This is a genomic window from Sporosarcina sp. FSL K6-1540 (genome assembly GCF_038620285.1).
Lineage (GTDB): Bacteria > Bacillota > Bacilli > Bacillales_A > Planococcaceae > Sporosarcina > Sporosarcina psychrophila.
The window spans coordinates 1910546-1936426 of sequence record NZ_CP152018.1 but is presented as its reverse complement, the minus strand read 5'-3'; the positions used below and the strand labels follow the sequence as shown (position 1 = coordinate 1936426).

Here is a 25881-nt window from a genome sequence, read left to right as displayed (position 1 = left end):
CCCCTTATAAAACAATATTAGTTCTTTGCGAAACCACAAAAATAGTGTATGATATCGAAAAAACAAAAAGAAAACGAGTTCTGGCAAGAGCTCATTTTCGGTTTTACCATCTTTTATACATTGTCAGTATGCCTTTCATTTCCATTATTCATGCAAAAGGGCATACGACCGCACTATAATAATTTATGCATTTTATAACATTACCATATCAATACTATCGAGTCAATTTTTTTCGACTCTTAAAATATAATAACCCTTCTTCTTAACGACTGTCTCAACATTGCCGAATAGCCCTGTTAAACAATCTATCGTTGAAGGTGCACCCTGTTTCTTTTGAATGACGATCCACAACTCACCGCCAACTTTAAGTTTCGAAAAAGCGCCTTCGTAAAATTTGAATACCGTCTCTTTTCCTGCACGGATAGGCGGATTCGTCAAAATTGCAGCAAACCCCTCTGCCGTGACATCGGATAATGCATCACTTGGATAAATCTCTGCATTTGAAATGCCGTTTTGTTTTGCATTATGCGCAGCTAGAGCGAGTGCACGTTCATTCACGTCGACCATGTGAACGCTCCGTTCCGGAAAAGATGCGGCAATCGATAAACCAATTGGACCATACCCACAACCAATATCGAGAATTAAACCTTCCGTTTCCGGCAAGACAAAAGCCTCAGCTAAAAGTTGCGAACCGAAATCCACTTCACCTTTACTAAACACGCCAGCATCCGTTTTAAATCGAAATGTTTTTCCGCGTAACTCTGCAGACCATTCTTTTGGATCACTCTTCACTTTCGGATTTTCCGAGTAGTAATGTTCAGACATACCAGTCTTCCCCCTCGTATAGAGACTTGAAACGCAAAAAAATAAGATAGCTTACGTACACTATCGGTTCGATGACCTGCTTGTCACAAGTTCAGATAAAAAAACGAAGAAAAGCTTGCCCAAATCCGACAAGCTTTTCTTCATTATTCAAAAATTACTTAACTTCGACGCTTGCGCCTACAGCTTCAAGCTTCGCTTTGATTTCTTCAGCTTCATCTTTAGTTACGCCTTCTTTGATTGCTTTTGGAGCTTCATCAACAACTGCTTTCGCTTCTTTCAAGCCAAGGCCTGTAATTTCGCGAACTGCTTTGATAACTTTGATTTTTTCTTGTCCAGCAGCAGTAAGAATTACTTCGAATTCAGTTTGCTCTTCTTCAGCAGCAGCACCAGCACCAGCCATTGCAACAGGTGCAGCAGCAGTTACGCCAAACTCTTCTTCGATTGCTTTTACAAGGTCGTTTAGTTCAAGTACTGTCATTTCTTTGATCGCTTCAAGGATGTTTTCTTTAGTCATTATAATTTCCTCCTAATATTCTTTTTTTGTCGGGCTTAACCCGCAAGTGGTATTTCAGGCTGCTTTATTAAGCGCCTTGTTCTTCTTTTTGCTCTGCAACTGCTTTTGTTGCAAGCGCAAAGTTGCGCATTGGAGCTTGAAGTACGCTGAGAAGCATAGATAGTAGACCTTCGCGTGACGGAAGTTCCGCCAATGCTTTAATGTCTGCTTCTGATGCAAGTAGACCTTCGATTACGCCAGCTTTAATTTCAAGCTTATCGTTTTTCTTTGCAAAATCGTTAAGGATTTTTGCAGGAGCAACAACGTCTTCGTTTGAAAATGCAATCGCATTAGGGCCTGTTAGATGTTCGTTCAACCCTTCAAGTCCTGCAGCTTCAGCAGCACGGCGTGACATCGAGTTTTTATAAACTTTGAAGTCGATACCTGCTTCACGAAGTTGTTTACGAAGTTCCGTAACTTGACCTACAGTCAGACCACGGTAGTCGACAACAACAACAGATGCTGCTGATTTCAACTTATCAGTAATTTCACCAACTACTGCTTGTTTAGCTTCTAATACTGTGCTCATTTGGACACCTCCTAAAAAGTTTGGGTCACTTATACCGGTATGAAAAGCCCTCAATCTACCTAAGTAGACTGAGGGCTGAAAAGTCGTCATCTTTTAAAAGAAAAAGAGCGTCTTGTCCTCGGCAGGAATATTTAAGCGGCATGCGCTCCTGCTGTCTACGGTACAAATGGTTATATTCACAACAAAAATCATCTTATCAAAAGATTATCTGTTTGTCAATATTATTTATTTACTGCTACGCTTGAAGGATCAACTTTTACAGAAGGACCCATTGTCGTCGTAATGTTAACCGACTTCATGTATGTTCCTTTTGCAGTAGCTGGTTTCGCTTTAAGAACAGTTTCAAAAACAGTTGCGAAGTTTTCCGCAAGTTTAGCATCGTCGAATGAAACTTTTCCGATTGGAGCGTGGATGATTCCAGCTTTGTCCGCACGGTATTCAACTTTACCTGCTTTGATTTCTGCTACAGCTTTCGCTACGTCAAATGTTACTGTACCTGTTTTCGGGTTAGGCATAAGTCCTTTTGGTCCAAGAACACGACCAATTTTCCCTACTTCACCCATCATGTCAGGAGTTGCAACGATAACGTCAAAGTCAAACCAACCTGATTGAATTTTAGCGATATATTCAGCATCGCCTGCATAGTCTGCACCAGCAGCTTCAGCTTCTTTAAGTTTTTCGCCTTTAGCAAAAACGAGAACGCGTTGAGTTTTACCAGTACCGTTTGGAAGTACTACTGCCCCACGGATTTGTTGGTCATTTTTACGAGTGTCGATTCCAAGACGGAATGCAACTTCGACAGTTGCGTCGAAATTAACTGTGCTTGTTTTTTTCGCAAGTTCGATCGCTTCAGTAGCGCCGTATGCTTTCATGTGTTCAACTAGCTTTGCAGCTTCTGTGAACTTTTTACCTTTTTTAGCCATTTAATATTTCCTCCTCGATTGTGGTTTTAACGGGTTAAACCTCCCACGAATAAGGGTTGCGCGCTCCGGAGAACAAGCGCAACCCCCACTACAAACAACTATTGATTTATAAAATCAAGATCAGTCTTCAATCGTGATTCCCATACTGCGAGCAGTACCTTCAACCATTGCCATCGCTGCTTCAACTGACGCCGCGTTTAAATCTTCCATCTTTTGTTCTGCTATTTCGCGAACTTTATCACGTTTCACAGTAGCAACTTTCTTTTTATTCGGTTCACCTGAACCTTTTGTAAGATTAGCTGCAACCTTCAGCAAAACTGCTGCCGGTGGAGTTTTTGTAATAAAAGTAAATGAACGGTCTTCGAATACAGAGATTTCAACAGGAATAATAAGACCTGCTTGATCTGCAGTACGCGCATTGAATTCTTTACAGAATCCCATGATGTTCACACCTGCTTGTCCTAACGCCGGTCCAACTGGCGGAGCCGGATTCGCTTTCCCTGCAGGAATTTGCAATTTAACAACCTTAATGACTTTTTTAGCCACGAGACACACCTCCTTAAGTCCGTGATGTGGTAATAGGGTTGCCCCTCCCACTCATATGTGCCTGCCGACTTACGTCGGTAGAATTTGATAGTTCGTCCAGACCATTTGTTTACAGTCTGACCTTTGAAATGATACCACTATTTCACGATATATGCAAGTGGTAAACGTTTATATTTTTTGTACTTGTTCGAAGTCGAGTTCCATATTTGTCTCTCGGCCGAACATATCGACAGATACTTTCACTTTACCTTTATCTTCATCAATTTCTTCCACTTTACCTTGGAAGTTCGCAAATGGTCCTTCAAGTACTTCAACCATTTCGCCAAGCGCGAAGTCAATTTCAACTTTACGCTCTTTAACACCCATTTGTTTGAGGATGAATTCGACTTCTTCAGGAAGTAGCGGTGTCGGTTTTGCGCCGCCGCCTGACGAACCGATGAAACCCGTCACGCCCGGTGTGTTACGTACAACATACCAGGAATCGTCCGTCATAATAATTTCCACAAGAACATAACCCGGGAACGTCTTTTTCAGGACCGTGCGTTTTTTACCATCTTTGAAATCCGTTTCTTCTTCTTCCGGGATGACAACTCGGAATATCTTGTCAGACATACCCATCGTTTCAACACGTTTTTCCAGATTGGCTTTCACCTTATTCTCATAACCGGAGTACGTATGAACGACATACCAATTTTTTTCCATATCCATAGTGACGAGGACTAAACGTCCGTCCCTCCTTTTTCCCTACAATTAAATAAAAACGCAAGCGCCTGGATTAAAGAGACGCTGGAGTTTAGGCAATTGAAAAATCCCGTTCATACTGTCAGACGGGATATTTTTCAAGGGGAATATTTATAGTGCTTTTATTATAACGCAATGTACCATTCCAACACTCGTGAAATGCCAAGGTCAACAAGTCCGAAGTAGACTGCCATGAAAACGACTGTCGAAAGAACAACAATTGTGTAACGCGTTAATTCTTTACGTCTCGGCCAGCTGACTTTTCTCATTTCCGAGCCAACGTCTTTGAAAAAACCAGTTAACTTGCTCATTATACCGTAAACCTCCGAATATAAGTATGATCCTGCTTCCTAACTAACCGCTTCATGCCGTTTGCCTATGCAATGTATGTGCATTGCAATGCCTGCAAAACTTTTTAATCGACAAACGTTCTGTTGGCTTATCTTTCCGTGCCGGCACGGAATAGTTTCGTGATCCGCATGTATCGCAACTTAAAATAATTTTTTTAGACATTCCCTCACCCCTTACGACTCAATGTTCTAAATCCGAAAAGAGTCGAGGTAACGCATGTTAAAATGCGCTAGGAGCAGAGATAAAAGCTGATAAATAGTGCTGCAACCTTATGTCCCCTGACTTCTTGAACATCTTCTCATAGTCTTGCTAAAGGGTACCATCTACCATTCATGATGTCAATACAAGGGAAATGGACGTCTACCGCACTGTATCAACTTGCATATACCGCTCGAGTTTACGTTTTATCCTCTGAAGCGCATTGTCTACAGACTTAACTTGCCTGTTTAGCTCCTCGGAAATTTCCTGATAAGACTGGCCGTCTAAGTACAGTGCCAGTACTTGCTTCTCAAGACCACTTAGTACTTTGTTCATTTCATCTTCCATTTGAACAAAATCTTCCCTGTGAATCATGAGGCCTTCAGGATCATCCAATACTGGCCCGGCTATTACGTCGAGCAATGTGCGATCGGACTCTTCGTCAAATACCGGCTTGTCCAATGACACCGAGGTATTAAGCGGGATATGCTTCTGCCTTGTCGCAGTTTTAATAGCCGTGATAATCTGCCGCGTGATGCAAAGTTCCGCAAACGCCTTGAATGAACTCAATCGATCCTCTTTAAAATCACGAATTGCTTTGTACAGGCCGATCATACCTTCTTGAATGATATCTTCCCGGTCTCCACCGATAAGAAAGTATGAGCGCGCTTTCAATCTAACAAAAGATTGGTACTTCCTAATAAGGAAATTAAGCGCATCCGTGTTACCTTCGTGGATGATTGCTATGATTTCCCCGTCGGATAATCCGGTGAAATCCGATATGCTGCCTTCAACGTATGTTTTCTCCACCACCTGGATCACCCCGGTTCGTTATCACTATTATATAACAAGTATACCGTATGGGAAATTTTTACGTCAACCGTTCATTTCATTCCTCGTCGCCATTTTTCAAATATTTCAGCAACTTCGTCAGTTAAAGGAATCTTCGAAAGCGGCCGCTGCCCTTGGATTGCCTTCACTTTTGCCGTAATGAGATCATCGATTTTATTTACTTCAAGTTCTAGCTCACGAGCTGACTTTCGGAGTGCACCATGCGCAAAAATGACCCATTGTTCTGTCAAATCTGATGTAGCTACATGAATTTGTACCCGTCTCCCCTTCAATTCAGAGACGAGCTTTTCAATTCTTTCATCAGCTGTTTCTTTTTCCCGAGTAAAGACAATCTCAACATTGTGATGCCGTTTCTTTTTTTCAATACCTGGCACAAGATGCGCATCAAAAATAATAATGACCCGCCACCCTGTATGCGCCTTGTACTCTGCCATTCTTTCGATCAAACGGTCACGTGCATCTGCGAGCTTTTTCCGCTTCATCCCGCCCAGTTCCTCCCATGCTCCGATGATATTGTAACCATCGACTAGGAGTATATCTGTTGTCATCTGCCAGAAGTATGCGGTTGACGCTTGCGCAGTACCTCGTACATAAGAAGGGAGGCTGCTACAGACGCGTTCAATGATGTAACATGCCCAACCATCGGTAAATGATAGAGGAAATCGCATTTCTCTTTCAAAATACGCGACATTCCTTTCCCTTCACTTCCAATAATGATAGCAAGCGGAAGAGTCGCATCCATTAGTCTGTAATCCACCGATTTAGCAGCATCTGTCCCCGCAATCCAAACACCACGTTTTTTCAGGTCCTCCACCGTTTGCGAAAGATTGTTCACACGCACGACAGGGATATGTTCGATTGCACCAGTGGATGACTTTGCAACAACACCCGTCAACCCGACAGCACGGCGTTTTGGTATAATGACTCCGTGAACACCCGACGCGTCAGCTGTCCGTAATATGGAGCCCAGATTATGAGGATCTTCAAGTTCATCAAGAATAAGGAACAATGGATCTTCTCCACGCTCGGTTGCAACAGTAAATAGATCTTCGAGTTCCGCATATTCGTAAGCCGCAACCGAAGCGACAATCCCTTGGTGATTTACATCAAGCAAACCATCCAACTTTTGTTTCGGGACCGCCTGCACGATAATTCCTGCTTTTTTTGCCAACGATAGGATTTCACCGATGCTTTTCATATTAAGTCCTTCAGCAACCCATATCTTATTTAATTCCCTACCCGAGCGCAGTGCTTCTACAATTGGATTTTTCCCGCCGATTAATTCAGATTCAACTTCATTTTCGTTTTCATGTTCATTCATTTTGACTCTTCCTCCTTCGGCATTTCAATAAATCGAATTGCCTCACTGATTATTTCTTGCACGCGTTCTGTTCTTCCTAATAAGTGTGAATAACCGATGACCGCTTCAAAGCCTGAACTGTAATTGTACGTTACGACATCCGTATTTTTAGGTACTGAACCAGATTTCGCATTGCGGCCACGTCTCATGACCGCCTCTTCTTCTTCCGTCAGAAAGCCTGATGCCTGCATCATCTTGAGTGTAGCTGCCTGTGATTTCGCGGAGACATAATGCGTTGCTTCTCTGTGCAGCACATTCGGTTTTACACGCCCCGAACGCAAAAGGTGCTCCCGTATCGCCTGTTCGTACACCGCGTCGCCCATGTAGGCAAGAGCCAGTGCTTTTATTTGTTTCACATCTATATCACGTAAGTTATATACGTTGCTCATCCTCTTTTCCAGCGCATGCCTTGTGCTGTATCTTCTAGAATGATACCTTGCGCTTTCAATTCATCACGAATTTCATCCGAACGCTTGAAGTCTTTGTTACGGCGAGCTTCGAGTCGTTCTTCGATTAACGCTTCGACATCTTCATCCAACAGTCCTGTTTCTTCGTCCATCGGCAATCCAAGAACCGTCAGTAGTCCGTCAAATGTGCGGATGAAATGCTCTAGCACATCGGATTGTGTGTTTTTTTCTACTAAATAGACGTTTGCCAGTTTCGCTAATTCGAATACCGATGCGATAGCGTTTGCTGTGTTAAAGTCATCATCCATTGCCACTTCAAAGTCGTTCTTGATTTCATCCACTTTATGAATCCAGATATCTTTCTGATCGCCGAGATCCGCAGACGTCGCAAGTCGGTGCTTCAAATTATTGTACGCTGTACGGATACGCGCAAGTCCATTCTCTGCACTGACAACAAGATCTTGCGAGAAATTGACTGGGTGTCTGTAATGAACTGACAATATAAAGAAGCGAAGTACTTTCGGATCAATTTGCTTCCTAATATCATTCACAAGAACAAAATTGCCAAGTGATTTAGACATTTTTTCGTTGTCGATATTAATGTAACCATTGTGCATCCAATAGCGCGCAAATTGTTTGCCTGTCATCGCTTCGGATTGCGCAATTTCATTTTCATGATGTGGAAACGTTAAATCTTGGCCACCTGCGTGAATATCTATTGTATCGCCAAGGTGTTCTCTTGCCATAACAGAACATTCGATATGCCAGCCCGGACGTCCCAATCCCCATGGACTTTCCCATGAAATTTCGCCAGCCTTAGCAGCTTTCCATAAGGCAAAGTCCAGTGGATTTTCTTTCTTGATGCCCTCTTCGATACGTGCACCGACCTTCAACTCATCCGTCGATTGGTGGGACAACTTTCCGTAGCCTTCAAATTTCTGCGTACGATAGTAGACATCCCCTTGCGATTCATAAGCGAAACCTTTATCGATTAGTACTTTCACGAATTTGACGATGTCTTCGATATGATCCGTCACACGCGGATGTACGTCAGCCTTACCGCAACCGAGCGCTGAAACATCTTCAAAGTAAGCAGCGATGAAGCGGTCTGTTAGCTCGCCGACCTCTTCCCCTAGTTCATTAGCCGCTTTAATAATCTTGTCGTCAACGTCCGTGAAATTCGAAACGTACGTTACATCATACCCTCGATATTCAAGGTAGCGTCTCACTGTATCAAAAGCGATAACCGGACGCGCATTTCCGATATGAATGTAGTTGTAAACAGTGGGACCGCAAACGTACATTTTTACTTTGCCCTCTTCCAATGGAATGAAAGGCTCTTTTTTGCGTGTCAGCGTATTGTAAATTTGAATTGTCATGATAAATCTCCTTCCTTTACTTTGGAAACATTTAAATGTTCGAGCCTATTTTTCAATTCACTAATTTCATCTTCAAGTGTCTGGCATCTATCTGCCACAGGATCCGGCATGTCACGGTGATCATGTTTACTCTTCACTCTAACACCGTTCGAAATGACGACTTTCCCCGGAATACCTACAACCGTCGATTCCGGCGGGACGTCTTTCAGGACAACTGAACCCGCTCCTACTTTACTACCTTCACCGATTGTTATGGAACCGAGCACTTTAGCACCCGATGCAACAAGTACATTATCATGAAGTGTCGGATGCCGCTTGCCGCTTTCTTTACCTGTACCACCAAGAGTCACGCCTTGGTAAATAGTGACGTCGTTGCCGATTTCACATGTTTCCCCAATTACAACACCCATTCCATGATCTATGAAAAACCTACGCCCTATTTTTGCACCAGGATGAATTTCAATACCTGTGAAAAATCGGCTAATTTGCGAAACGAGCCGTGCCAAAAACAACAACTTCCGCTTATATAAAGCATGTGCAATACGATGAGACCATAATGCGTGTAAACCTGAGTAAGTTAGAACAACTTCAAAAACAGTACGTGCTGCCGGGTCCTGTTCAAATATACATCGAACGTCTTCTTTCATTCTCTGAAACAACTCGTTCCCCCCTATAATTTCTGTGTCTAACTCCAGCGACCAAATGCTCGGGTCATAAGCCAGCCCTACTACGCGGGATAGTGCTCCGCTTCGCAGGTCCGTCTTATGCCTGTCACGGGCCTACAGGATGTAGGTCATGCAGTGGAGAGGGATTGAACTACATCCCTCTTTGTTGCCAAGGCCAGCATGAAGCTGGTCATGCAGTCGTTGCGACAGGACGTCGCGATTTTAGACTGCCTTCCTCTTAAGTGGCGCACTTAAGCTGCGTTCATTTGTAAAGGCCGCTTTCGCTTTTCTTGTCTAGCTACATCGGCCAGATGCTCGGGTCATAAGCCAGCCCTACTACGCGGGATAGTGCTCCGCTTCGCAGGTCCGTCTTATGCCTGTCGCATCTACACGGCCGATTTCGCTTTTCTCATAAAAAAAATACGTCCCCGTCAAATAAATGACAGAGACGCATTGAATGCGCGGTTCCACTCCGCTTGGAAGGTGTTGGCCTTCCCGCTTGACGCCTATAACGCTGGCGATGCGTCCGGCCTACTTATACTTTCGGCACAGCACTCAAAGGGGCATTTCCACATTACAGAGGCACAGATCATTTACAGCCGATGATGATCCTCTCTGAAGAGCTTGCAATGTGTACTTATCCTTTTCTACGGTTTAGTTATTAACTTTCATTTTACATTTCAAACGATGAAAGTCAACGTTATTGTTTTGCGTATTTAGCGACTCGTTCAATTGTTTTTTCTTTCCCAATCAATGCAATAGATGCCTGTAATTCAGGTCCATGCATTTGACCAGTTGTTACAACACGAATCGGCATAAATAAGTTTTTCCCTTTATGGCCCGTTTCCTTTTGAACTGCTTTAATCGCGTCTTTAATAGATGCAGCATCGAATGTTTCTAGTGCTTCTAGCTTTTCTTTGAATGCAGCCATTACCTCAGGCACTTGCTCCCCAGCGAGTACAGCTTGGGATTCTTCATCATATTCAATCTCGTGATCGAAAAACTGGGCAGATAATTCAACAATTTCCGCACCAAAGCTTAACTGATCCTGATAAAGAGCGATTAAATCATGTGCCCATGCAGCTTCTGACTCAGTCATTTCTTTATTAATGAGACCGGCATCTTGCAGATGTGGCAATGCAAAATCAATTACTTCTTCAAGATTCATCTTTTTCACGTATTGATTGTTCGTCCATGTCAGTTTTTGTTTATCGAACATGGAAGGGGATTTAGATAGACGGCTTACGTCGAACATCTTGATAAGTTCTTCGTGCGTGAAAATCTCCTCTTCTCCACCCGGCGACCAGCCAAGCAGCGCAAAGAAGTTGAACATTGCTTCAGGTAGATACCCAAGATCTTTATATTGAGAGATGAATTGAATGATCGATTCATCACGTTTTGAAAGTTTTTTACGGTCTTCGTTGACGATGAGTGTCATGTGGCCGTATTGCGGAGACTGCCAGCCAAAGACGTCAAAAATCATCAATTGTTTTGGTGTATTCGTCAAATGTTCTTCACCGCGGAATACATGGCTGATTTTCATCAAATGATCATCGATAACAACCGCAAAGTTATAAGTCGGGATGCCATTCGCTTTTACAAGAACCCAGTCGCCGACGTCTTTAGATTCGAATGATACGGTTCCACGAACTAAGTCTTCCACTTTATACGTTACGTTTTCTGGTACACGCATGCGAATAGTATGTGTAAGTCCAGCAGCTTCTTTTGCTGCCGCTTCTTCTGCACTTAAATTCCGGCATTTACCACCGTACATTGGTGCCGCAATTCCAGCAGCCTTCTGCGTTTCGCGCTCTGCTTCTAGTTCGTCTGATGTACAGAAACATTTATAAGCATGACCGCTTTCCAACATCTCTTGACCATATTTTGTATAAAGGTCAAGACGTTCCATTTGGCGATAGGGACCGTATGGACCACCAATGTCGACCGATTCATCGTAATCGATGCCAAGCCATTTTAAGTTTTCAAGTTGAGAAAGTTCTCCCGCTTCGATATTACGCTCAGTATCTGTATCCTCGATTCGAACAATGAATTTCCCACCGTGGTTACGTGCAAAAAGATAATTAAAAAGTGCTGTCCGTGCCCCCCCAATATGTAAATGGCCGGTTGGACTTGGCGCGTAACGTACGCGTACTTCTGAAGTCATATGAATTCTCTCCAATCTGATTTTACTACTGTTTGCTATTTTACCACTTGCCAGGGCTGTTTAAAAGGTGTTACGCCTTAATGAGCAGAATCGTCGCCATAGAAGCAATTCCTTCTTCTCTTCCAGTGAAGCCTAATTGTTCCGTTGTCGTCGCTTTAACATTCACTTGTGAAATATCCGCTTTCAATAGCTCAGCAATACGTTTACGAATTACTTCAATATAAGGTGACATCTTCGGCTTTTGCGCGATAATCGTGCAATCGATATTGCCAAGTTTATAGCCTTTCCCTTCTACAAGAGCCCAAATCTTTTCTAATAGCACCGCAGAATCAGCATCTTTAAATTCAGCACTTGTATCTGGGAAATGACGGCCGATGTCCCCTTCGGCGATTGCTCCAAGTGCTGCATCAGTAATAGTATGTAAAAGCACATCCGCATCAGAATGCCCTGTCAGCCCCCTGTCATGCGGTATCGTTATACCACCAATGATAAGTGGGCGACCCTCTTCAAATTTATGCACATCAAAACCTTGTCCTATCCGAATCATCAAAAAACCTCCTATTTTTCTATAAGAAAAGCGTAAGCGCCTGTTCTAAATGAACGCAGTCTAAAATCGCGACTTCCTGTCGCAACAACTGCATACCTGCATCCTTGCAGGCACGACGTGGCGTTCTTTGCCACATAGCCGGGCTGACTTATGACCCGAGCTCCTAGACACTAGTTCAGGTTGAAAACTTATACTTTCTTTCTTCTCAATAAAATCTCTCCGAACAGGAGATCTTCCTGAGTGGTCATCTTCACATTGTCATACGTACCTTCAACAATTCGTACGGATTCTCCAAAACGTTCGACCAACATCGATTCATCCGTACCGAGAAAGCCTTGTGCCTGTGCTTCGTCAGATGCTTCTTTCAGCAATGCATAGCGAAATGCCTGGGGCGTCTGGATGATCCATAACCTACCACGATCCACCGTCTCCTCGACAATGCCATCCTCAGCATATTTCATCGTATCTTTTGCCCGCACACCTACGATTGCTGCACCGTGCTCGTCAGCCACTTTTACAAGCTCAGTAATGACTGTTCGACGAATGAACGGCCTTGCAGCATCATGGACAAGGACAATGCCGCCCTTGCCATGCGCTTTCATACATGCAGCCACGCTATCTTGTCGCTCCCCGCCACCGTCGACCATTGCTACCACTTTTGTAATCGCAAATTGTTCAAGCATTGACTCGATTTGCATACGTTCGTCCGGTTTTACCGCAAGGATGACACCGTCACACGCTGGATCCTCCTCGAATACTTCAAGTGTATGGATAAGAATCGGTTTGTCATCTAATTTCAAAAAAAGTTTATTGTAGCCGGCGCCCATTCGCTGACCGCTCCCAGCTGCTGGCATCATAACTGTATAGTTCAAGACTTCTCTTCCTTTTCTTTTCATGATTAAAAACTACTTAATTCACCTTTGAAATCTTACCGTTTTTAAGTTTCGCAAATATCATTCGTCCTGCCGATGTCTGCAATACACTTGTTACGACAACGTCGATTGCATTGCCAACGTGGAATTTCCCATCTTCAACAACAATCATTGTGCCATCATCCAAATAAGCGACGCCTTGGTTATGTTCTTTACCATCTTTAACAATAACAACATGCATATCCTCACCAGGAATAACAACCGGCTTCACCGCATTTGCAAGGTCATTGATGTTTAGCACGGAGACACCGTGTAAATCCGCTACTTTATTCAAATTAAAATCATTTGTCACAACGAGTCCACCCATCTTTTTCGCTAGATGGACGAGCTTCATATCGACTTCAGGAACGCCAGCAAAATCTTCATCTGTGATTAAGATATTCGGACCATCATCAGTTTGCATACGCTTCAGAACGTCCAGCCCGCGTCTGCCTTTCGTCCGTTTCAACGTGTCTGAGGAATCCGCAATATGTTGTAATTCAGTCAACACAAACTGCGGTACAACAAGCACTCCTTCAAGAAAACCGGTTGCCGAAATATCAGCAATCCGACCATCTATAATAACACTTGTGTCCAATATCTTGTAAAGCTTACCTTTAGTCTGAGTAGATGTATCCTCCACTTCTTTCTTTTTGAGTCCACCGCTTTTTGTAGATTGCACCGTGTGAATTATTTCCTCCCGTTTCTTAAACCCGACTTGAAAACCTAAATAGCCAAGAATAATCGACAACAGGATTGGAAGGACAGACGTTATAATCGGTATCTGGATACTGCTCACTCCAAAACTGACTAGGAACGCGACACTCAAACCGACAACAAGACCGATTGTACCGAATATCAGATCAAAAACCGGTGCTTTCAATAACCTTTCTTCCATCCATTTAATGAAATTAACAATTGGTTCTGTTAGGAAAAGGCTGATTAAAAAGAGCAATATTGCTCCTAGGATTGCAGACACGTATGGATTATTAATCCATGGGCTCGTAGTAAAAGAAAATAATTTAAATAAATGCGGTAAAAATAATACACCCAGTGTTCCACCGATAAGCAAAAATGAAACTTGAACTACCTTTTTCAACATATGAACCACCTCCTTTATTTTTTAATTATACATGTTTCCGCTTCAAACCGCCTTTATAAGGTCAGGTAAGTGTGATATTTCCTTCTATTCTGTTAGGACTCCCTCCAACATGTGAAAGTTTCTCATTTACTGCATCTTTACAGTATAAAAGTGACAGGACTGCCACAATTGCAGCCCCGTCTTCTACTCAATCTTTAAAAGCAATTTTCAGTGCATCACTGACTGTTTCTACGCCTATTACGCGAATGCCTTTCGGATATTCCCAACCGCCAATATTTGAAGCGGGAATAATCGCACGCTCGAACCCGAGTTTTGCGGCTTCGGTCACACGTTGTTCAATTCTCGATACTCGTCGTACTTCACCCGTCAGCCCGACTTCACCGATAAAGCAGTCAGACAAACCAGCCGCCAAGTCACGATAACTGGAAACGATGCTCATTAGCACAGCCAAGTCGATTGCCGGCTCATCCAACTTCACGCCGCCCGCCACTTTAATATAGGCATCCTGAGCCTGCAACAGCATCCCCATACGTTTCTCAAGTACAGCCATTAACAATGACACTCGGTTTTGATCGAGCCCAGTAGCCATACGTTTTGGATAGTTAAAACTAGATGGTGTGACAAGTGCTTGAATTTCAACAAGAATCGGCCGGGTTCCTTCCATAGATGCAACAACCGTTGAACCCGCTCCCCCCTGGGATCTTTCTCGCAGGAATAACTCGGACGGATTCAGTACTTCTTTCAAACCGGACTGCAACATTTCAAATATCGCAATTTCATTCGTAGAGCCAAAACGGTTTTTCACACTGCGTAAAATTCGGTAAGTATGATGCCGCTCCCCTTCAAAATAAAGAACTGTATCCACCATATGCTCAAGTAACCGCGGTCCTGCAATCTGCCCGTCTTTCGTTACGTGGCCAACAAGGAAAATAGCAATATTTTGCGTTTTAGCAATGCGCATCAGCTGAGCTGTACATTCACGCACTTGAGATACACTTCCTGGTGCTGATGCTACTTCGGGATGATGTACGGTCTGGATGGAGTCCACAACGACAAACGTCGGTTTCACATCCGCTATCGTTTCGTGAATTAATCCCAAATCAGTTTCTGCATAAATATAAAGTTCATCTGATTTTACGCCAAGTCGTTCTGCACGTAGTTTTGTCTGTCGAATTGATTCCTCACCTGAAATGTAAAGAACACGTTGCCCTTTGTTCGCCAACAGTGAAGATACTTGAAGAAGGAGTGTCGACTTTCCTATACCCGGATCTCCACCGATTAAAATAAGTGAGCCGGGGACAATTCCACCACCCAAAACGCGGTTGAACTCCTCCAAGTCTGTGCCAATTCTTGGTTCTTCTATCATCTCGATTGAACTGATAGGCAGCGCCTTTTGACGGACGCCCTCTGTATGCTGAAATGCACCACGTGGCCCTTTTTGAACGGCTACTTCAACTTCCTCTTCCATCGTATTCCATTCTCCGCAACCTGGGCACCGCCCCATCCACTTCGCCGATTCATAACCACATGATTTACACATAAACTTCGATTTTCTTTTTGCCATGGAATCCTCCGAACACGAAAAGGACAGCCCATTCCTACCGAAAAGAACTGTCGGTGGGATGGACTATCCAGTTCACACTTTATTTTTCGAGTACTTCTTCTTTTTTCGCAACTTTCGGTTGTTCAGCGTCGATTCCTGTCTTGACGACAAACTCTCCATCAACCACATCGACAAGTACTTTACTACCTACCAGTACTGTTCCTTTTAGAAGTTCTTCAGACAAACGGTCTTCAATGTGTTTCTGGATAGCGCGGCGTAGTGGCCGAGCACCATATTCCGGATCATAACCAACATCAACGATTTTGGTTTTCGCTTCATCTGTCAACTCTAGTTCAATCTCTTGTTCGCCTAGACGTTTCGTCAATTCATTCGACATAAGCGAGACGATTTTACGCAAATGTTCTTTTTCAAGTGCATGGAAGACAATCATTTCATCCACACGGTTTAAGAACTCGGGACGGAACGCTTTCTTCAACTCTTCAAGCATCGCTGATTTCATGCCTTCGTAATCGCGTCCCGCATCTCCCAGATTAAATCCGACATAACGATTTTTCCGCAATTCTTGTGCTCCTACATTGGAAGTCATGATAAGAACTGTGTTTCGGAAATCTACTAAGCGTCCTTTTGAATCCGTCAATCTGCCATCTTCCAGTACTTGAAGGAGAATGTTAAAGACATCCGGATGAGCTTTCTCGATTTCATCTAACAAGACTACCGAATAAGGTTTGCGACGAACTTTTTCTGTTAACTGTCCGCCTTCTTCATAGCCGACATACCCTGGTGGTGAACCGACTAGACGCGATGTCGAATGTTTCTCCATGTACTCGGACATGTCAACACGAATCATTGCATCTTCATCGCCAAACATGACTTCCGCAAGCGCTCTTGCCAATTCCGTTTTCCCGATACCTGTTGGTCCAAGGAAAATGAACGAACCAATCGGACGTTTCGGATCTTTCAAACCTGCACGTGCACGTCGTATTGCCCGGGAAATAGCAGTTACTGCCTCACTTTGGCCAATGACACGTTCGTGTAGCATTTCTTCCATGTTGAGCAGTTTTGCAGATTCCGTTTCAGCTATTTTAGATACCGGTATTCCAGTCCACATCGCTACAACTTCTGCGATATCTTCAACTGTCACTTCGGATTCTTTTTGACCCTGCTTTTCTTTCCAATCTGTTTTCGTTGTTTCAAGTTCTTCTTTCATCTTTTGTTCTTTGTCGCGGAACGATGCCGCTTTTTCGAATTCTTGGCTTTGGACAGCTGCATTCTTTTCAGAACGAATTGCTTCTAATTTCAATTCCAGCTCTTTCAAGTTAGGCGGTGTCGTGTATGAACGAAGGCGTACTTTTGAACCCGCTTCGTCGATTAAGTCAATCGCTTTATCCGGAAGGAATCTGTCAGAAATATAACGATCCGACATTTTAGCAGCCGCTTCGATTGATTCGTCTGTAATTTTCACACGGTGATGCGCTTCGTAACGGTCACGCAAGCCATGGAGAATTTGGATTGTTTCATCGACAGTTGGCTCGTCGACTTGGATCGGTTGGAAGCGTCGTTCAAGCGCAGCGTCTTTTTCAATATATTTACGGTATTCGTCAAGCGTCGTTGCACCGATACATTGCAATTCACCGCGTGCCAGCGAAGGCTTCAGGATATTAGATGCGTCGATTGCACCTTCAGCTCCTCCTGCCCCAATCAGCGTATGCAGTTCGTCGATGAATAGGATGATATTGCCCGCTTGACGAATCTCTTCCATTACTTTTTTCATGCGATCTTCGAATTCACCACGGTATTTCGTACCCGCGACGACTGTTCCCATATCGAGTGTCATAACACGTTTGTCACGGAGAATTTCCGGCACTTCGTTATTAATGACTTGCTGTGCGAGTCCTTCTGCGATTGCAGTCTTACCAACACCTGGTTCTCCGATAAGTACTGGGTTGTTTTTCGTTCGGCGTGCTAATACTTCAATAACACGTGTAATTTCCTTGCTACGTCCGATAACCGGATCGAGCAAGCCTTCACGCGCCACTTCCGTTAAATCACGTGCCAAGCTATCCAATGTCGGCGTTGCAGCAGAATTCGAAACGCCTTGACCTGTAGCTGAGCTATCATTACTTCCCAGCAACTGAAGTACTTGTTGACGCGCTTTGTTGAGACTAACGCCAGCGTTATTTAAGACACGCGCCGCAACCCCTTCTCCTTCACGGATAAGCGCTAGCAAGATGTGTTCTGTTCCGATATAAGAATGACCCAGCTTACGTGACTCATCCACGGATAATTCAATAACTTTTTTTGCTCTAGGTGTGTAATGAACGATTGGACCGACATCCTTTGTTCCAGCACCTACAAGTTTTTCTACACCTTGTACGATTGTTTCAAAGTTGACACCTATCGCTTCAAGCGCTTTTGCAGCAATACCTCCGCCTTCACGAATAAGTCCAAGTAAAATATGTTCTGTTCCAATGGACTCGTGTTTCATGCGGATTGCCTCTTCTTGGGCAAGTTGCAATACTTTCTGTGCACGCTGTGTAAATCGATTAAACATCATATTCAGTCCTCTCCTTCTATACTATATATATACAATCAATTCCCCAAAAAACCATACATTACTCAAATGAATTCCTTTTCTAGAAAAGCGCAAGGCACCGTTCAGCCTCGACAGGTAGGAGGAATAATGCATTTCACAATCCCTCCCACGGCATATGGGCCTAGGGGCTGGCGTCTAGACACCAATCCATGCAGTATAGCTTATGTTTTCTTTCCTCTCTAGAAAGAGGTAAGAAAACAGCCACCCTTTTATACGTATTCAACCGAACACGCAGGAACTCCTTTATTGGGAAAATTGACTTTGACTATCTTTGACCTAACTATACCTAAACAAAAGACAATGTGCAAAATACCTGCTCATTCTTCCGTATTAATCTCAGTCGGAGGAGAGGATTTCTCTACATTGAGTCGTTCTCGAAACAGTTTCGCTCTGAATATATCCCGTTCTTCTTGTGATAACTCCGTGCTTGCATATTGTTGTAGGAAACCTGCCTGCATGAATATCATCAGTTCGTTCAAAATCGACATGTCAACGTCCTGGATGATGCCAAGATCGATACCGAGTCTGACGTCCGAAAGGCATCGTGCCGCCTCGCCTGACGGTAATAGTCGCGCATAACTAATTGTACCCAATGAACGGAATAGCCTGTTCTCAAGCGCAATTCGCGACTTTGAAAGTAACAATTCCCGCGATTTCCGTTCATGCCCAATTAACCGAGATGCAATGTTTCCAAGATCCGCGAGAATCTCTTGCTCCGTTTTACCAAGCGTCGTCTGATTTGACACTTGATAGACATTGCCAGGTGCTTCACTTCCTTCGCCATAACTCCCTCGGACGATGATTCCAAGCCGTGAGATAGCCGGGATAATACGATCAATCTGCTTCGTCATTGTAAGTGCCGGTAAATGCATCATCACAGATGCGCGCATGCCGGTTCCCGTATTCGATGGACAGCTTGTCAAATAACCAAAGTCTTCATCAAAAGCATACGGCAGTTCTTTTTCAAGGTAATCGTCAACCTGATCAGCCTGTTTATAGGCATCCTCAAGCTGTAACCCAGGATAGATGCATTGAATGCGGATATGGTCCTCCTCATTCACCATGACACTTATGGTCTCGTCTTCTGATAGAAGAACTGCGCCATGCCTGTCAGGAATTGCGAGTTGCGGACTGATCAGATGTTTTTCAACAAGTACTTGGCGTTCCAATGCAGGTAAATCGGACATCTTAGTATAGGAATAGCCACTTTGCATGGTATCAAGCAAAACACCCGTAACCGCTCTGTCTACCGCCATCGCTTCTTCTTCAGTGAACGCGATAGGAAAACGATAGCCTGTCAAGTTGCGTGCAAGTCGAATTCGCGTCGACATAACGATGTCCGAGTGCTCTCCGTAAGCAGTCATCCAAGGGGTTACCGCATCACGCATGAATTTTTCAATCGACATCGTTTTCTTCACCTCCAAGGGAAAGGTGTTGCTTTAGTGTATTCGCTTCATCACGCAAAGCTGCCGCTTCTTCAAAATGCTCAGCTTCTACAGCTTCTTTCATCTTCACTCGGATCTCTTCAATTTTCTTTTTAACTGCATATATTTCATTAAATGAAACCGGTACTTTCCCGGTATGAGTTGAATGGCCATTGTGAAGCTTGCCAAAAACTTGCGGTAAGCTGCCACGAAATGTGTCATAACAGTCGGCACAGCCAAACTTCCCAATATCAAGGAACTTCGGAAACGTTAAACCACATGAGGGACATTCGGGTCCTTCAAACGACTCTCCCCGCGTTTGCGGTTGTGCCTGGAAAGGATCAGAACCGCTAAACCAGTGAGATAGGAACTGCTGAATGGACAACGGCTCTTGATTGGGGTCGAAATGGAATGTTTGTGATTGAAATGCGCATTTCTCACATAAATGGCGTTCCAGCGATCCGACTACACTTTCTTGCGTAATCGTAATGGACGCAGTTCGTTCTTTACAATTTTCACATATCATCGAAAGCCACCTCATATCAGTTGGATTGGTGATTAGTTACGCTGTTCGTAAATAAGCGTCAAGAGCATTGCTTGTAAAATGCGTGCACGCATGATATCGCGGTCTGGAAGTGGCTGATGGATAGTTCTTCTATCAACCGCAGCAAGAATGAGCTTTGATTCGCGCTCCGTTATGACTTCTTCTTCAATTAGTCTGTAAACAACATCTAAAGCCATCGTATAAGAGGCTCCCGATTGGATACCGCCTAAAATATGTTCTATCAATTCTTTACGGGAATTCGCCTGAACGCGGAAAATACGTATGTAGCCACCGCCTCCACGCTTCGATTCAACCGCATAACCACGCTCCGCCGTGAAGCGGGTCTTAATAACATAATTGATTTGAGACGGGACGCACTGGAACTTTTCAGCGACTTCATTGCGCTTAATTTCGATGGTTCCACACTGTCCCTCTTCGATTATTGCTTTCAAATATCCTTCAATAATGTCGGAAATGTTTCTCATACCCTCACCTCTTTCATACGGGGGATAAGCCGTTGACTTTGACTATCTTTGACTTGATTGTACATGATATTCCGCATGTTCCGCAATCGATACGCACCAGACTTAACAAGTATCGGCATGTGACAATACGTTTTAACCGTACGAAAAAACAAAAGTGGAAGCGCCTGTTCAGAAGCATAAGAGTTCGGACGTGGAATAGCTCCTTTTGCAGGTTATCCACTGTACGAGACTTTATAGTTTTCTATATTTGTTGAACAGAGGAATACGATGTATACGCTTTACAAGGGCTATTGGTAGGCCGCCGGAAATTCTAATACTTGGAATGAAATAGAACTCCTACCAATACCGCTTCGACGCTTTGTGGATGCCTCCCGCGATAAGCCAGAAAGAAGACCACTTTCAGTCTTATCGCTCCGGCTACCACGAAGTCGCGCCTTCGCTGGATGGTCAATGTGAGAAAGAGCATTTCATTATCTGTGATGAAATCTGCAAGTTGGAGTACGTCTTTCTTGACTATAAGTAGTATCAACTAGTAATCACATTATAGTCTCGGCATATACATCTCAAAACCACATTTCTCTCGATAATAAACACCCTAGTGCAGGCGCGGCAACGGGCTCGCCAAAGCGCCAAGCGTTCTACAATCCACACCCCGAATTAAGAAGCCACTGAAAAAGTTCTTTTTTAATAGTAAGAACTAGTTGATTGTAGTGAAGAGCGGCGACTCCAGCGGGAACAGCGCGAGCTGAAGACCCCACAGGAACGCAGTGACGAGGAGGCTGAAGCCGTGCCCGCGGAAAGCGTCCGCTCGGAACGGAAATCAACGGGATTGAAGGAAACAGGACTTTTTCAGCGGCCTCCGAATTAATACTCTCTCCTTATTGAGCGCCACAGTAGATTCAATGGGATTCTTTAATTCAACATATATAGCAACTAAAAATGGAGTGCAAGGCGAATTCGCCTTGCACTCCATTTCCGTTATTCCATGCTAACATTCGTCAACTCTTTCACAGGCAAGAATAGTTCACCCGTCTCTAAATATGTCACAACAAGCTTATCGCCTTGTTGAACATAAATCGAGAGTGGCACAGCTTCCGAAGAGACGATGAAGTTGCGTCCATCATCCGCTAAAAACGAAACAAGTGTAAAATCACCGACGCGCTCTTTGAATACACGCACGACCGTTACAGCCGCTTTCGCCTCTTCCGCACTCGAGCTACCATCTACACTGCTACCTCCGCGCTGAAGAGCTGTCTTATACAATTTCAATGCTTCGTTCGGCGTATTGCCGTAAACCGATATTTCCGGATTCGCTGCTGATACAATGAAGTAATTTTGCAGGAATCCATTTGAATCGAGCACTGGCGTTAACCAACTCGCTTCTCCGTAGAAGTTATACAAGACCGGCATTTCGCCGGACCATTTCTTTTCGATGAATTTCTTCTCGATAATCTGCAGTGCCCCTTGCGAATCCATATAGGACTCTTCCAGATTACCTGAATAATACGTTGCTTTTCCTGTCTTACCATCCGTCAACGCATAGCCAAGCATCGAGTCGACACCTTCTTTTGGACTTGTAAAGTCTGTGAAGTAATACATATGACCATTCTCGTCAAAAATCGGGCTTACATTCGCCTCTGTTCCTTCATCAGATGGCAACTTGACATCTTTCTTCCCAACGACTGAATTCCAGAAACCGTGGATATAGTTCCCGAAGTAACTATTTTGCAAACTGACCGCTTCAGGTGAAACAGCCCCGTCGATGAATTCAGGTATATCTGCAAGCGAATACTTTTTCACATCACCATTAGCAGGATCGACCATTACAATCCCTTTTACATCAAAGCCGTTACGCGCGGAAATGAATTCCCCATAAGAACGGATATAATACGGTTTTCCATCGTCGTCAATTTCAAGTTGAACATCCCCGTAAAAAATAAGGTTCGGCATTTTCATCCGTATATGACGCTCCACTTGTTTGTGGAAGTAGGACGACGGTGTATACGTCATTTCTGCTTTCACAAATTTCGGGTTATCAGCCGAGTCTGTTGCACTCATCGTAAAGTAGCCAGGCGTTGTATCAGCACTCCACCATTTAAAGAAGCCCGAAAACTCCACGGGTGCAATGTAGACAAATTTGCCATCGACTTTTTGAATTTGCAGACTGCCGAGCTCATAGTAACTCGTATTCGGAACTTGCCCGAATGCTTTCTTCATCTTATTGCGTGCAAACTTCGGTGGAACACTTGCCGGCGTTTTTGTTTCATCGAACGCTGAAATCTCCACTTGCTGATCCATTTCAACTGCTTTGTATTTCTTGTCGGCGTTGAAGAGCGGCGCGCTAAGTATATATGCCCCAAAAACAAGTGCACCGAGGAACAGGACCAATTTCACTTTGCGGTCTTTGCCACCTGCCGACAAAGCACCTAGCAAAGTAACGACTAAAAGCACCATCCACAGAGACGTCCAGTTACGGTCCATGTTTGTCGTATAGTAAAACACGAATACGGCTATAGCAGATAATATAGCTACGGTAACAATCGCAGCTCCTCTATTAAAAGGAGTTCTTACAGCTTCCTCATCCGCACCACGCTTCGCTTGAGTACTTAATATAAATGGGACAATAACTAGACTGAACACGATGCCCACAATAATTGAGAATATAAGTAAATTAAACATATATACACCCTTTTCCACTGAGTAAGATTTTTTGTTGTTAGCTAAGTATACGGATAATCTAGGAAATAGTTTCATTTACTTAATTAAAACCGAGCAAGTTTATTTATTTAAAATAATGGGTATACAGTAGAATAGAGGATTTTTTACTACCCTTCTTTTTTCCTCGGTCTCACAATCCAAAACAAAAAACTCCGGGGTAAATAAACCATTGGAGGCAACACATTTTGAATTGGTATGAGAAGCTAAATGAATACTTCCCCGTTGAAGAGATGAAGTCAAAGGAACATATGGATGCGTTACTAACTGACAAGAAAAGTGTTTATAAGAAGGATGAAGGACCTCATCATGTGCTCATGTATGTCGAGTTCGAGAAGTTTATATTCGTCGACTACTTGTTCGTTTCAACACAATCACGCGGCATGGGACTTGGCAGCAAATTATTAACAATGTTAAAATCCAAGAATAAACCGATTCTCCTTGAAGTGGAGCCAGTCGATTATGAAGATACAGATACTGCAAAACGACTTAAATTTTACTCACGTGAAAACTTCACACATGCACAGCGCATCGGCTATAATCGTCGCTCCCTTGCAACAGGCGAAAATACGGTACTTGAAATCTTATACTGGTCGCCAACTGATTCAGGTGAAGAAGAAATCTACAATGCAATGACACAGACGTACGATGAAATCCACACTTATAAAGATGAAATATTTTATGGTAAAAAGTACGATCCTACTGATAAAGTACTTATTTTTCACACAAAAGGCAAAAGAGATATTCTGCAACCATTTGATACACCTGAATGAAAAAATGGACATCCCGTCGAAATGGGATGTCCATTTTTCAATCACACTGGAACAGGCTGTTTTGCTAAAGGTTCTAAGTCTATTTCGAATCCCATATCCTTCAGCGTTTGATAGTCTCTTTCACTTTCCTGGCCGGTTGTCGTCAAATAATCCCCAATAAAAATCGAGTTTGCCGGGTATAGCCCTAACGGCTGAAGACTGCGTAAGTTCACTTCACGCCCGCCGGAAATCCTGATTTCCTTTGTGGGATTAATGAATCTGAACAAGCATAGTACTTTCAAGCAATAGATCGGTGTTAACTCGTCTGTCCCGCCAAGGGGTGTCCCATCCACGGCATGTAAAAAGTTCACCGGAATCGAATCTGTATCCATTGCATACAAACTGCGTGCCATTGAGACGACGTCTTGTTTCGTTTCACGCATACCAATGATAACGCCAGAACACGGTGAAATACCCGACTGCTTCACAAGATCGACCGTGTTTACGCGGTCCTCATAAGTATGAGACGTTGTGATACTTCCATGGTGGGCTTCCGACGTATTGATGTTGTGATTGTAACGGTCGACGCCAGCATCTTTCAATCGGGACGCTTGGTCTGGTTTTAACAGTCCAAGACATGCACAAATGGTCATATGCTCATACTTCGACTTGATTTCCTTCACGGAATTGATAACAATTTCGAGTTCACGGTTCGCAGGACCTCTCCCGCTAGCCACAATACAGTAGGTTCCTGCATTCAATTCGGCTGCTCTAGCTGCACCTGCTACAATTTCTTCTTTTTTCATCATGGCATACTTTTCGATTGGCGCTTTTGAAATAATCGACTGTGCACAATACCCGCAGTTTTCCGGGCATAAGCCAGATTTCGTATTCATTATCATATTAAGCTTCACTTTATTCCCATAATAATGTTTCCGGATTATATAAGCCGCGTGCAAAAGCGGCAGCAAGTCCTCTTCTGGACTCCCCAATATCGATAGGGCTTCCTCATCCGTCAGGACATGTCCCACTAGAACACGTTCAGCTAACTCAGTATACTTCGTCATATTAACGCCTCACTTTCAATACCTTATACATACGGTGTCCAAAGATTCCAGCAAGGACGGCAAGGATAATATCTTTCGGCAGTGGCGGCACCATCCATAGCCACGCTACTTTGTATGTAAAGGCATCCGGTGCCGCAGCCCAGAGCTTATAGGCATAATACATCCAGTTCGTTCCGATTACATAATTTAGAACCATTCCAACGATTGCAGCAATAATATAACCATGTAATTTCCCGTTCTTTTCAACGATTTTCCCGACGATGAATGCTACTAAAATATAAGATATGATAAATCCGAATGTCGGACTGATAATTGATCCAAAACCACCACTGAATCTCGCAAATACAGGCGCCCCCGCAAGCCCGATGAACATATAGACCGCCATCGCCAGTGCACCCCTGCGACTACCAAGAATAAGTCCCGCAAGAATCGCAAAAAATGTCTGCAATGTAATCGGCACACCACCCACAACTAGAAATGGTACAAATGCGGTAATATTTGCGCCAATCATCATCAGTGCTGCGAACATTCCACTGTAGACAAGTGTTAACGGACTCATTGCGCTTTTACTTTTTGTTTTTACTGTAGCTGTTGTCATGATATGATACACCCCTAAAGTTTATGTTATCTTTAACAGAATAATAGATAACACATTATGAGTCAACAAATATTTAACGAAAGTTA

Annotated in this window: 27 protein-coding genes and 2 other annotated features; of the genes, 1 reads left to right on the top strand and 26 read right to left on the bottom strand. The window is 43.6% G+C overall.

All coding sequences use genetic code 11. The annotated features are described in order from the left end of the window. Positions 1-222: 222 nt before the first annotated feature. The 24 genes from MKY15_RS08820 to MKY15_RS08705 form a co-directional block, all read right to left on the bottom strand. Positions 223-825, bottom strand: a complete 603-nt coding sequence (locus tag MKY15_RS08820; RefSeq protein WP_067204719.1) for a class I SAM-dependent methyltransferase — start codon at positions 823-825, stop codon at positions 223-225. Positions 826-979: 154 nt separating this feature from the next. After that, the gene (gene rplL / locus MKY15_RS08815) at positions 980-1339 is read right to left on the bottom strand and encodes a 50S ribosomal protein L7/L12 (RefSeq protein ID WP_067204716.1); all 360 of its coding nucleotides are present in this window, start codon (positions 1337-1339) and stop codon (positions 980-982) included. A 67-nt stretch (positions 1340-1406) separates the two neighbouring features. Beyond that, positions 1407-1907, bottom strand: coding sequence for a 50S ribosomal protein L10 (rplJ, locus tag MKY15_RS08810; protein WP_067204715.1), 501 nt, complete (start codon positions 1905-1907; stop codon positions 1407-1409). Positions 1908-1938: 31 nt separating this feature from the next. Further along, positions 1939-2086: a sequence feature (ribosomal protein L10 leader region), on the bottom strand. A gap of 42 nt (positions 2087-2128) precedes the next feature. Next, entirely contained in the window at positions 2129-2830 is a 702-nt protein-coding gene (gene rplA / locus MKY15_RS08805; RefSeq protein WP_067204712.1) for a 50S ribosomal protein L1, read from the bottom strand. Between the two features lie 120 nt (positions 2831-2950). Continuing rightward, on the bottom strand, positions 2951-3376 hold the full coding sequence (gene rplK, locus MKY15_RS08800; RefSeq protein WP_067204710.1) for a 50S ribosomal protein L11: 426 nt from the start codon (positions 3374-3376) through the stop codon (positions 2951-2953). A gap of 168 nt (positions 3377-3544) precedes the next feature. Continuing rightward, positions 3545-4078 carry a transcription termination/antitermination protein NusG gene (gene nusG, locus MKY15_RS08795; RefSeq protein ID WP_187046454.1) on the bottom strand — a complete coding sequence of 178 codons (534 nt, stop codon included), beginning with the start codon at positions 4076-4078 and terminating at the stop codon, positions 3545-3547. 164 nt (positions 4079-4242) lie between these two features. After that, entirely contained in the window at positions 4243-4428 is a 186-nt protein-coding gene (secE, locus tag MKY15_RS08790) for a preprotein translocase subunit SecE (protein ID WP_067204707.1), read from the bottom strand. A gap of 52 nt (positions 4429-4480) precedes the next feature. After that, positions 4481-4630: a 50S ribosomal protein L33 gene (gene rpmG / locus MKY15_RS08785; protein ID WP_082786457.1), complete on the bottom strand. Its 150-nt coding sequence runs from the start codon at positions 4628-4630 to the stop codon at positions 4481-4483. 198 nt (positions 4631-4828) lie between these two features. Next, the gene (sigH, locus tag MKY15_RS08780; protein ID WP_187047753.1) at positions 4829-5476 is read right to left on the bottom strand and encodes an RNA polymerase sporulation sigma factor SigH; all 648 of its coding nucleotides are present in this window, start codon (positions 5474-5476) and stop codon (positions 4829-4831) included. A 74-nt stretch (positions 5477-5550) separates the two neighbouring features. Next, positions 5551-6066, bottom strand: a complete 516-nt coding sequence (locus MKY15_RS08775; RefSeq protein ID WP_067204704.1) for an NYN domain-containing protein — start codon at positions 6064-6066, stop codon at positions 5551-5553. After that, positions 6063-6839 (bottom strand): 23S rRNA (guanosine(2251)-2'-O)-methyltransferase RlmB, encoded by a 777-nt coding sequence (gene rlmB / locus MKY15_RS08770; RefSeq protein ID WP_067204702.1) that lies wholly within the window; start codon positions 6837-6839, stop codon positions 6063-6065. The genes MKY15_RS08775 and rlmB overlap by 4 nt, the downstream gene beginning before the upstream one ends. Continuing rightward, positions 6836-7267 (bottom strand): Mini-ribonuclease 3, encoded by a 432-nt coding sequence (locus MKY15_RS08765; RefSeq protein WP_067204700.1) that lies wholly within the window; start codon positions 7265-7267, stop codon positions 6836-6838. Before MKY15_RS08765 ends, rlmB begins: the two co-directional genes overlap by 4 nt. After that, the gene (gene cysS / locus MKY15_RS08760; RefSeq protein WP_067204697.1) at positions 7264-8664 is read right to left on the bottom strand and encodes a cysteine--tRNA ligase; all 1401 of its coding nucleotides are present in this window, start codon (positions 8662-8664) and stop codon (positions 7264-7266) included. The genes MKY15_RS08765 and cysS overlap by 4 nt, the downstream gene beginning before the upstream one ends. Beyond that, complete coding sequence (gene cysE, locus MKY15_RS08755) at positions 8661-9323, bottom strand: serine O-acetyltransferase (protein WP_067204694.1); 663 nt, start codon at positions 9321-9323, stop codon at positions 8661-8663. Before cysE ends, cysS begins: the two co-directional genes overlap by 4 nt. Before the next feature lie 447 nt (positions 9324-9770). Further along, positions 9771-9988: a binding site (T-box leader), on the bottom strand. 41 nt (positions 9989-10029) lie between these two features. Continuing rightward, positions 10030-11493 carry a glutamate--tRNA ligase gene (gene gltX / locus MKY15_RS08750; RefSeq protein ID WP_338654025.1) on the bottom strand — a complete coding sequence of 488 codons (1464 nt, stop codon included), beginning with the start codon at positions 11491-11493 and terminating at the stop codon, positions 10030-10032. 70 nt (positions 11494-11563) lie between these two features. Then, the gene (ispF, locus tag MKY15_RS08745) at positions 11564-12040 is read right to left on the bottom strand and encodes a 2-C-methyl-D-erythritol 2,4-cyclodiphosphate synthase (protein WP_067204689.1); all 477 of its coding nucleotides are present in this window, start codon (positions 12038-12040) and stop codon (positions 11564-11566) included. 188 nt (positions 12041-12228) lie between these two features. Further along, positions 12229-12912, bottom strand: a complete 684-nt coding sequence (ispD, locus tag MKY15_RS08740) for a 2-C-methyl-D-erythritol 4-phosphate cytidylyltransferase (protein WP_342539728.1) — start codon at positions 12910-12912, stop codon at positions 12229-12231. Between the two features lie 37 nt (positions 12913-12949). After that, on the bottom strand, positions 12950-14053 hold the full coding sequence (locus MKY15_RS08735) for a PIN/TRAM domain-containing protein (protein WP_067204683.1): 1104 nt from the start codon (positions 14051-14053) through the stop codon (positions 12950-12952). A 187-nt stretch (positions 14054-14240) separates the two neighbouring features. Then, positions 14241-15617: a DNA repair protein RadA gene (gene radA, locus MKY15_RS08730; protein WP_067204680.1), complete on the bottom strand. Its 1377-nt coding sequence runs from the start codon at positions 15615-15617 to the stop codon at positions 14241-14243. Between the two features lie 79 nt (positions 15618-15696). After that, positions 15697-18171, bottom strand: a complete 2475-nt coding sequence (locus tag MKY15_RS08725; RefSeq protein WP_067204678.1) for an ATP-dependent Clp protease ATP-binding subunit — start codon at positions 18169-18171, stop codon at positions 15697-15699. A 356-nt stretch (positions 18172-18527) separates the two neighbouring features. Continuing rightward, positions 18528-19616 carry a protein arginine kinase gene (locus tag MKY15_RS08720; protein ID WP_067204675.1) on the bottom strand — a complete coding sequence of 363 codons (1089 nt, stop codon included), beginning with the start codon at positions 19614-19616 and terminating at the stop codon, positions 18528-18530. Continuing rightward, positions 19606-20160: a UvrB/UvrC motif-containing protein gene (locus MKY15_RS08715; protein ID WP_067204672.1), complete on the bottom strand. Its 555-nt coding sequence runs from the start codon at positions 20158-20160 to the stop codon at positions 19606-19608. Before MKY15_RS08715 ends, MKY15_RS08720 begins: the two co-directional genes overlap by 11 nt. Positions 20161-20192: 32 nt before the next feature. After that, positions 20193-20663 carry a CtsR family transcriptional regulator gene (locus MKY15_RS08710; RefSeq protein ID WP_067204668.1) on the bottom strand — a complete coding sequence of 157 codons (471 nt, stop codon included), beginning with the start codon at positions 20661-20663 and terminating at the stop codon, positions 20193-20195. A 978-nt stretch (positions 20664-21641) separates the two neighbouring features. Beyond that, the gene (locus MKY15_RS08705; protein WP_338654035.1) at positions 21642-23342 is read right to left on the bottom strand and encodes a hypothetical protein; all 1701 of its coding nucleotides are present in this window, start codon (positions 23340-23342) and stop codon (positions 21642-21644) included. Positions 23343-23566: 224 nt separating this feature from the next. Here MKY15_RS08705 and MKY15_RS08700 point away from each other — a divergent pair, with 224 nt between their 5' ends. Next, positions 23567-24151, top strand: coding sequence for a GNAT family N-acetyltransferase (locus MKY15_RS08700; protein WP_338654038.1), 585 nt, complete (start codon positions 23567-23569; stop codon positions 24149-24151). A gap of 41 nt (positions 24152-24192) precedes the next feature. Here MKY15_RS08700 and bioB read toward each other — a convergent pair whose 3' ends face one another. Continuing rightward, the gene (bioB, locus tag MKY15_RS08695; RefSeq protein ID WP_342539469.1) at positions 24193-25197 is read right to left on the bottom strand and encodes a biotin synthase BioB; all 1005 of its coding nucleotides are present in this window, start codon (positions 25195-25197) and stop codon (positions 24193-24195) included. Between the two features lies 1 nt (position 25198). Then, entirely contained in the window at positions 25199-25756 is a 558-nt protein-coding gene (locus MKY15_RS08690) for a biotin transporter BioY (protein ID WP_231885810.1), read from the bottom strand. Between the last annotated feature and the right edge of the window lie 125 nt (positions 25757-25881).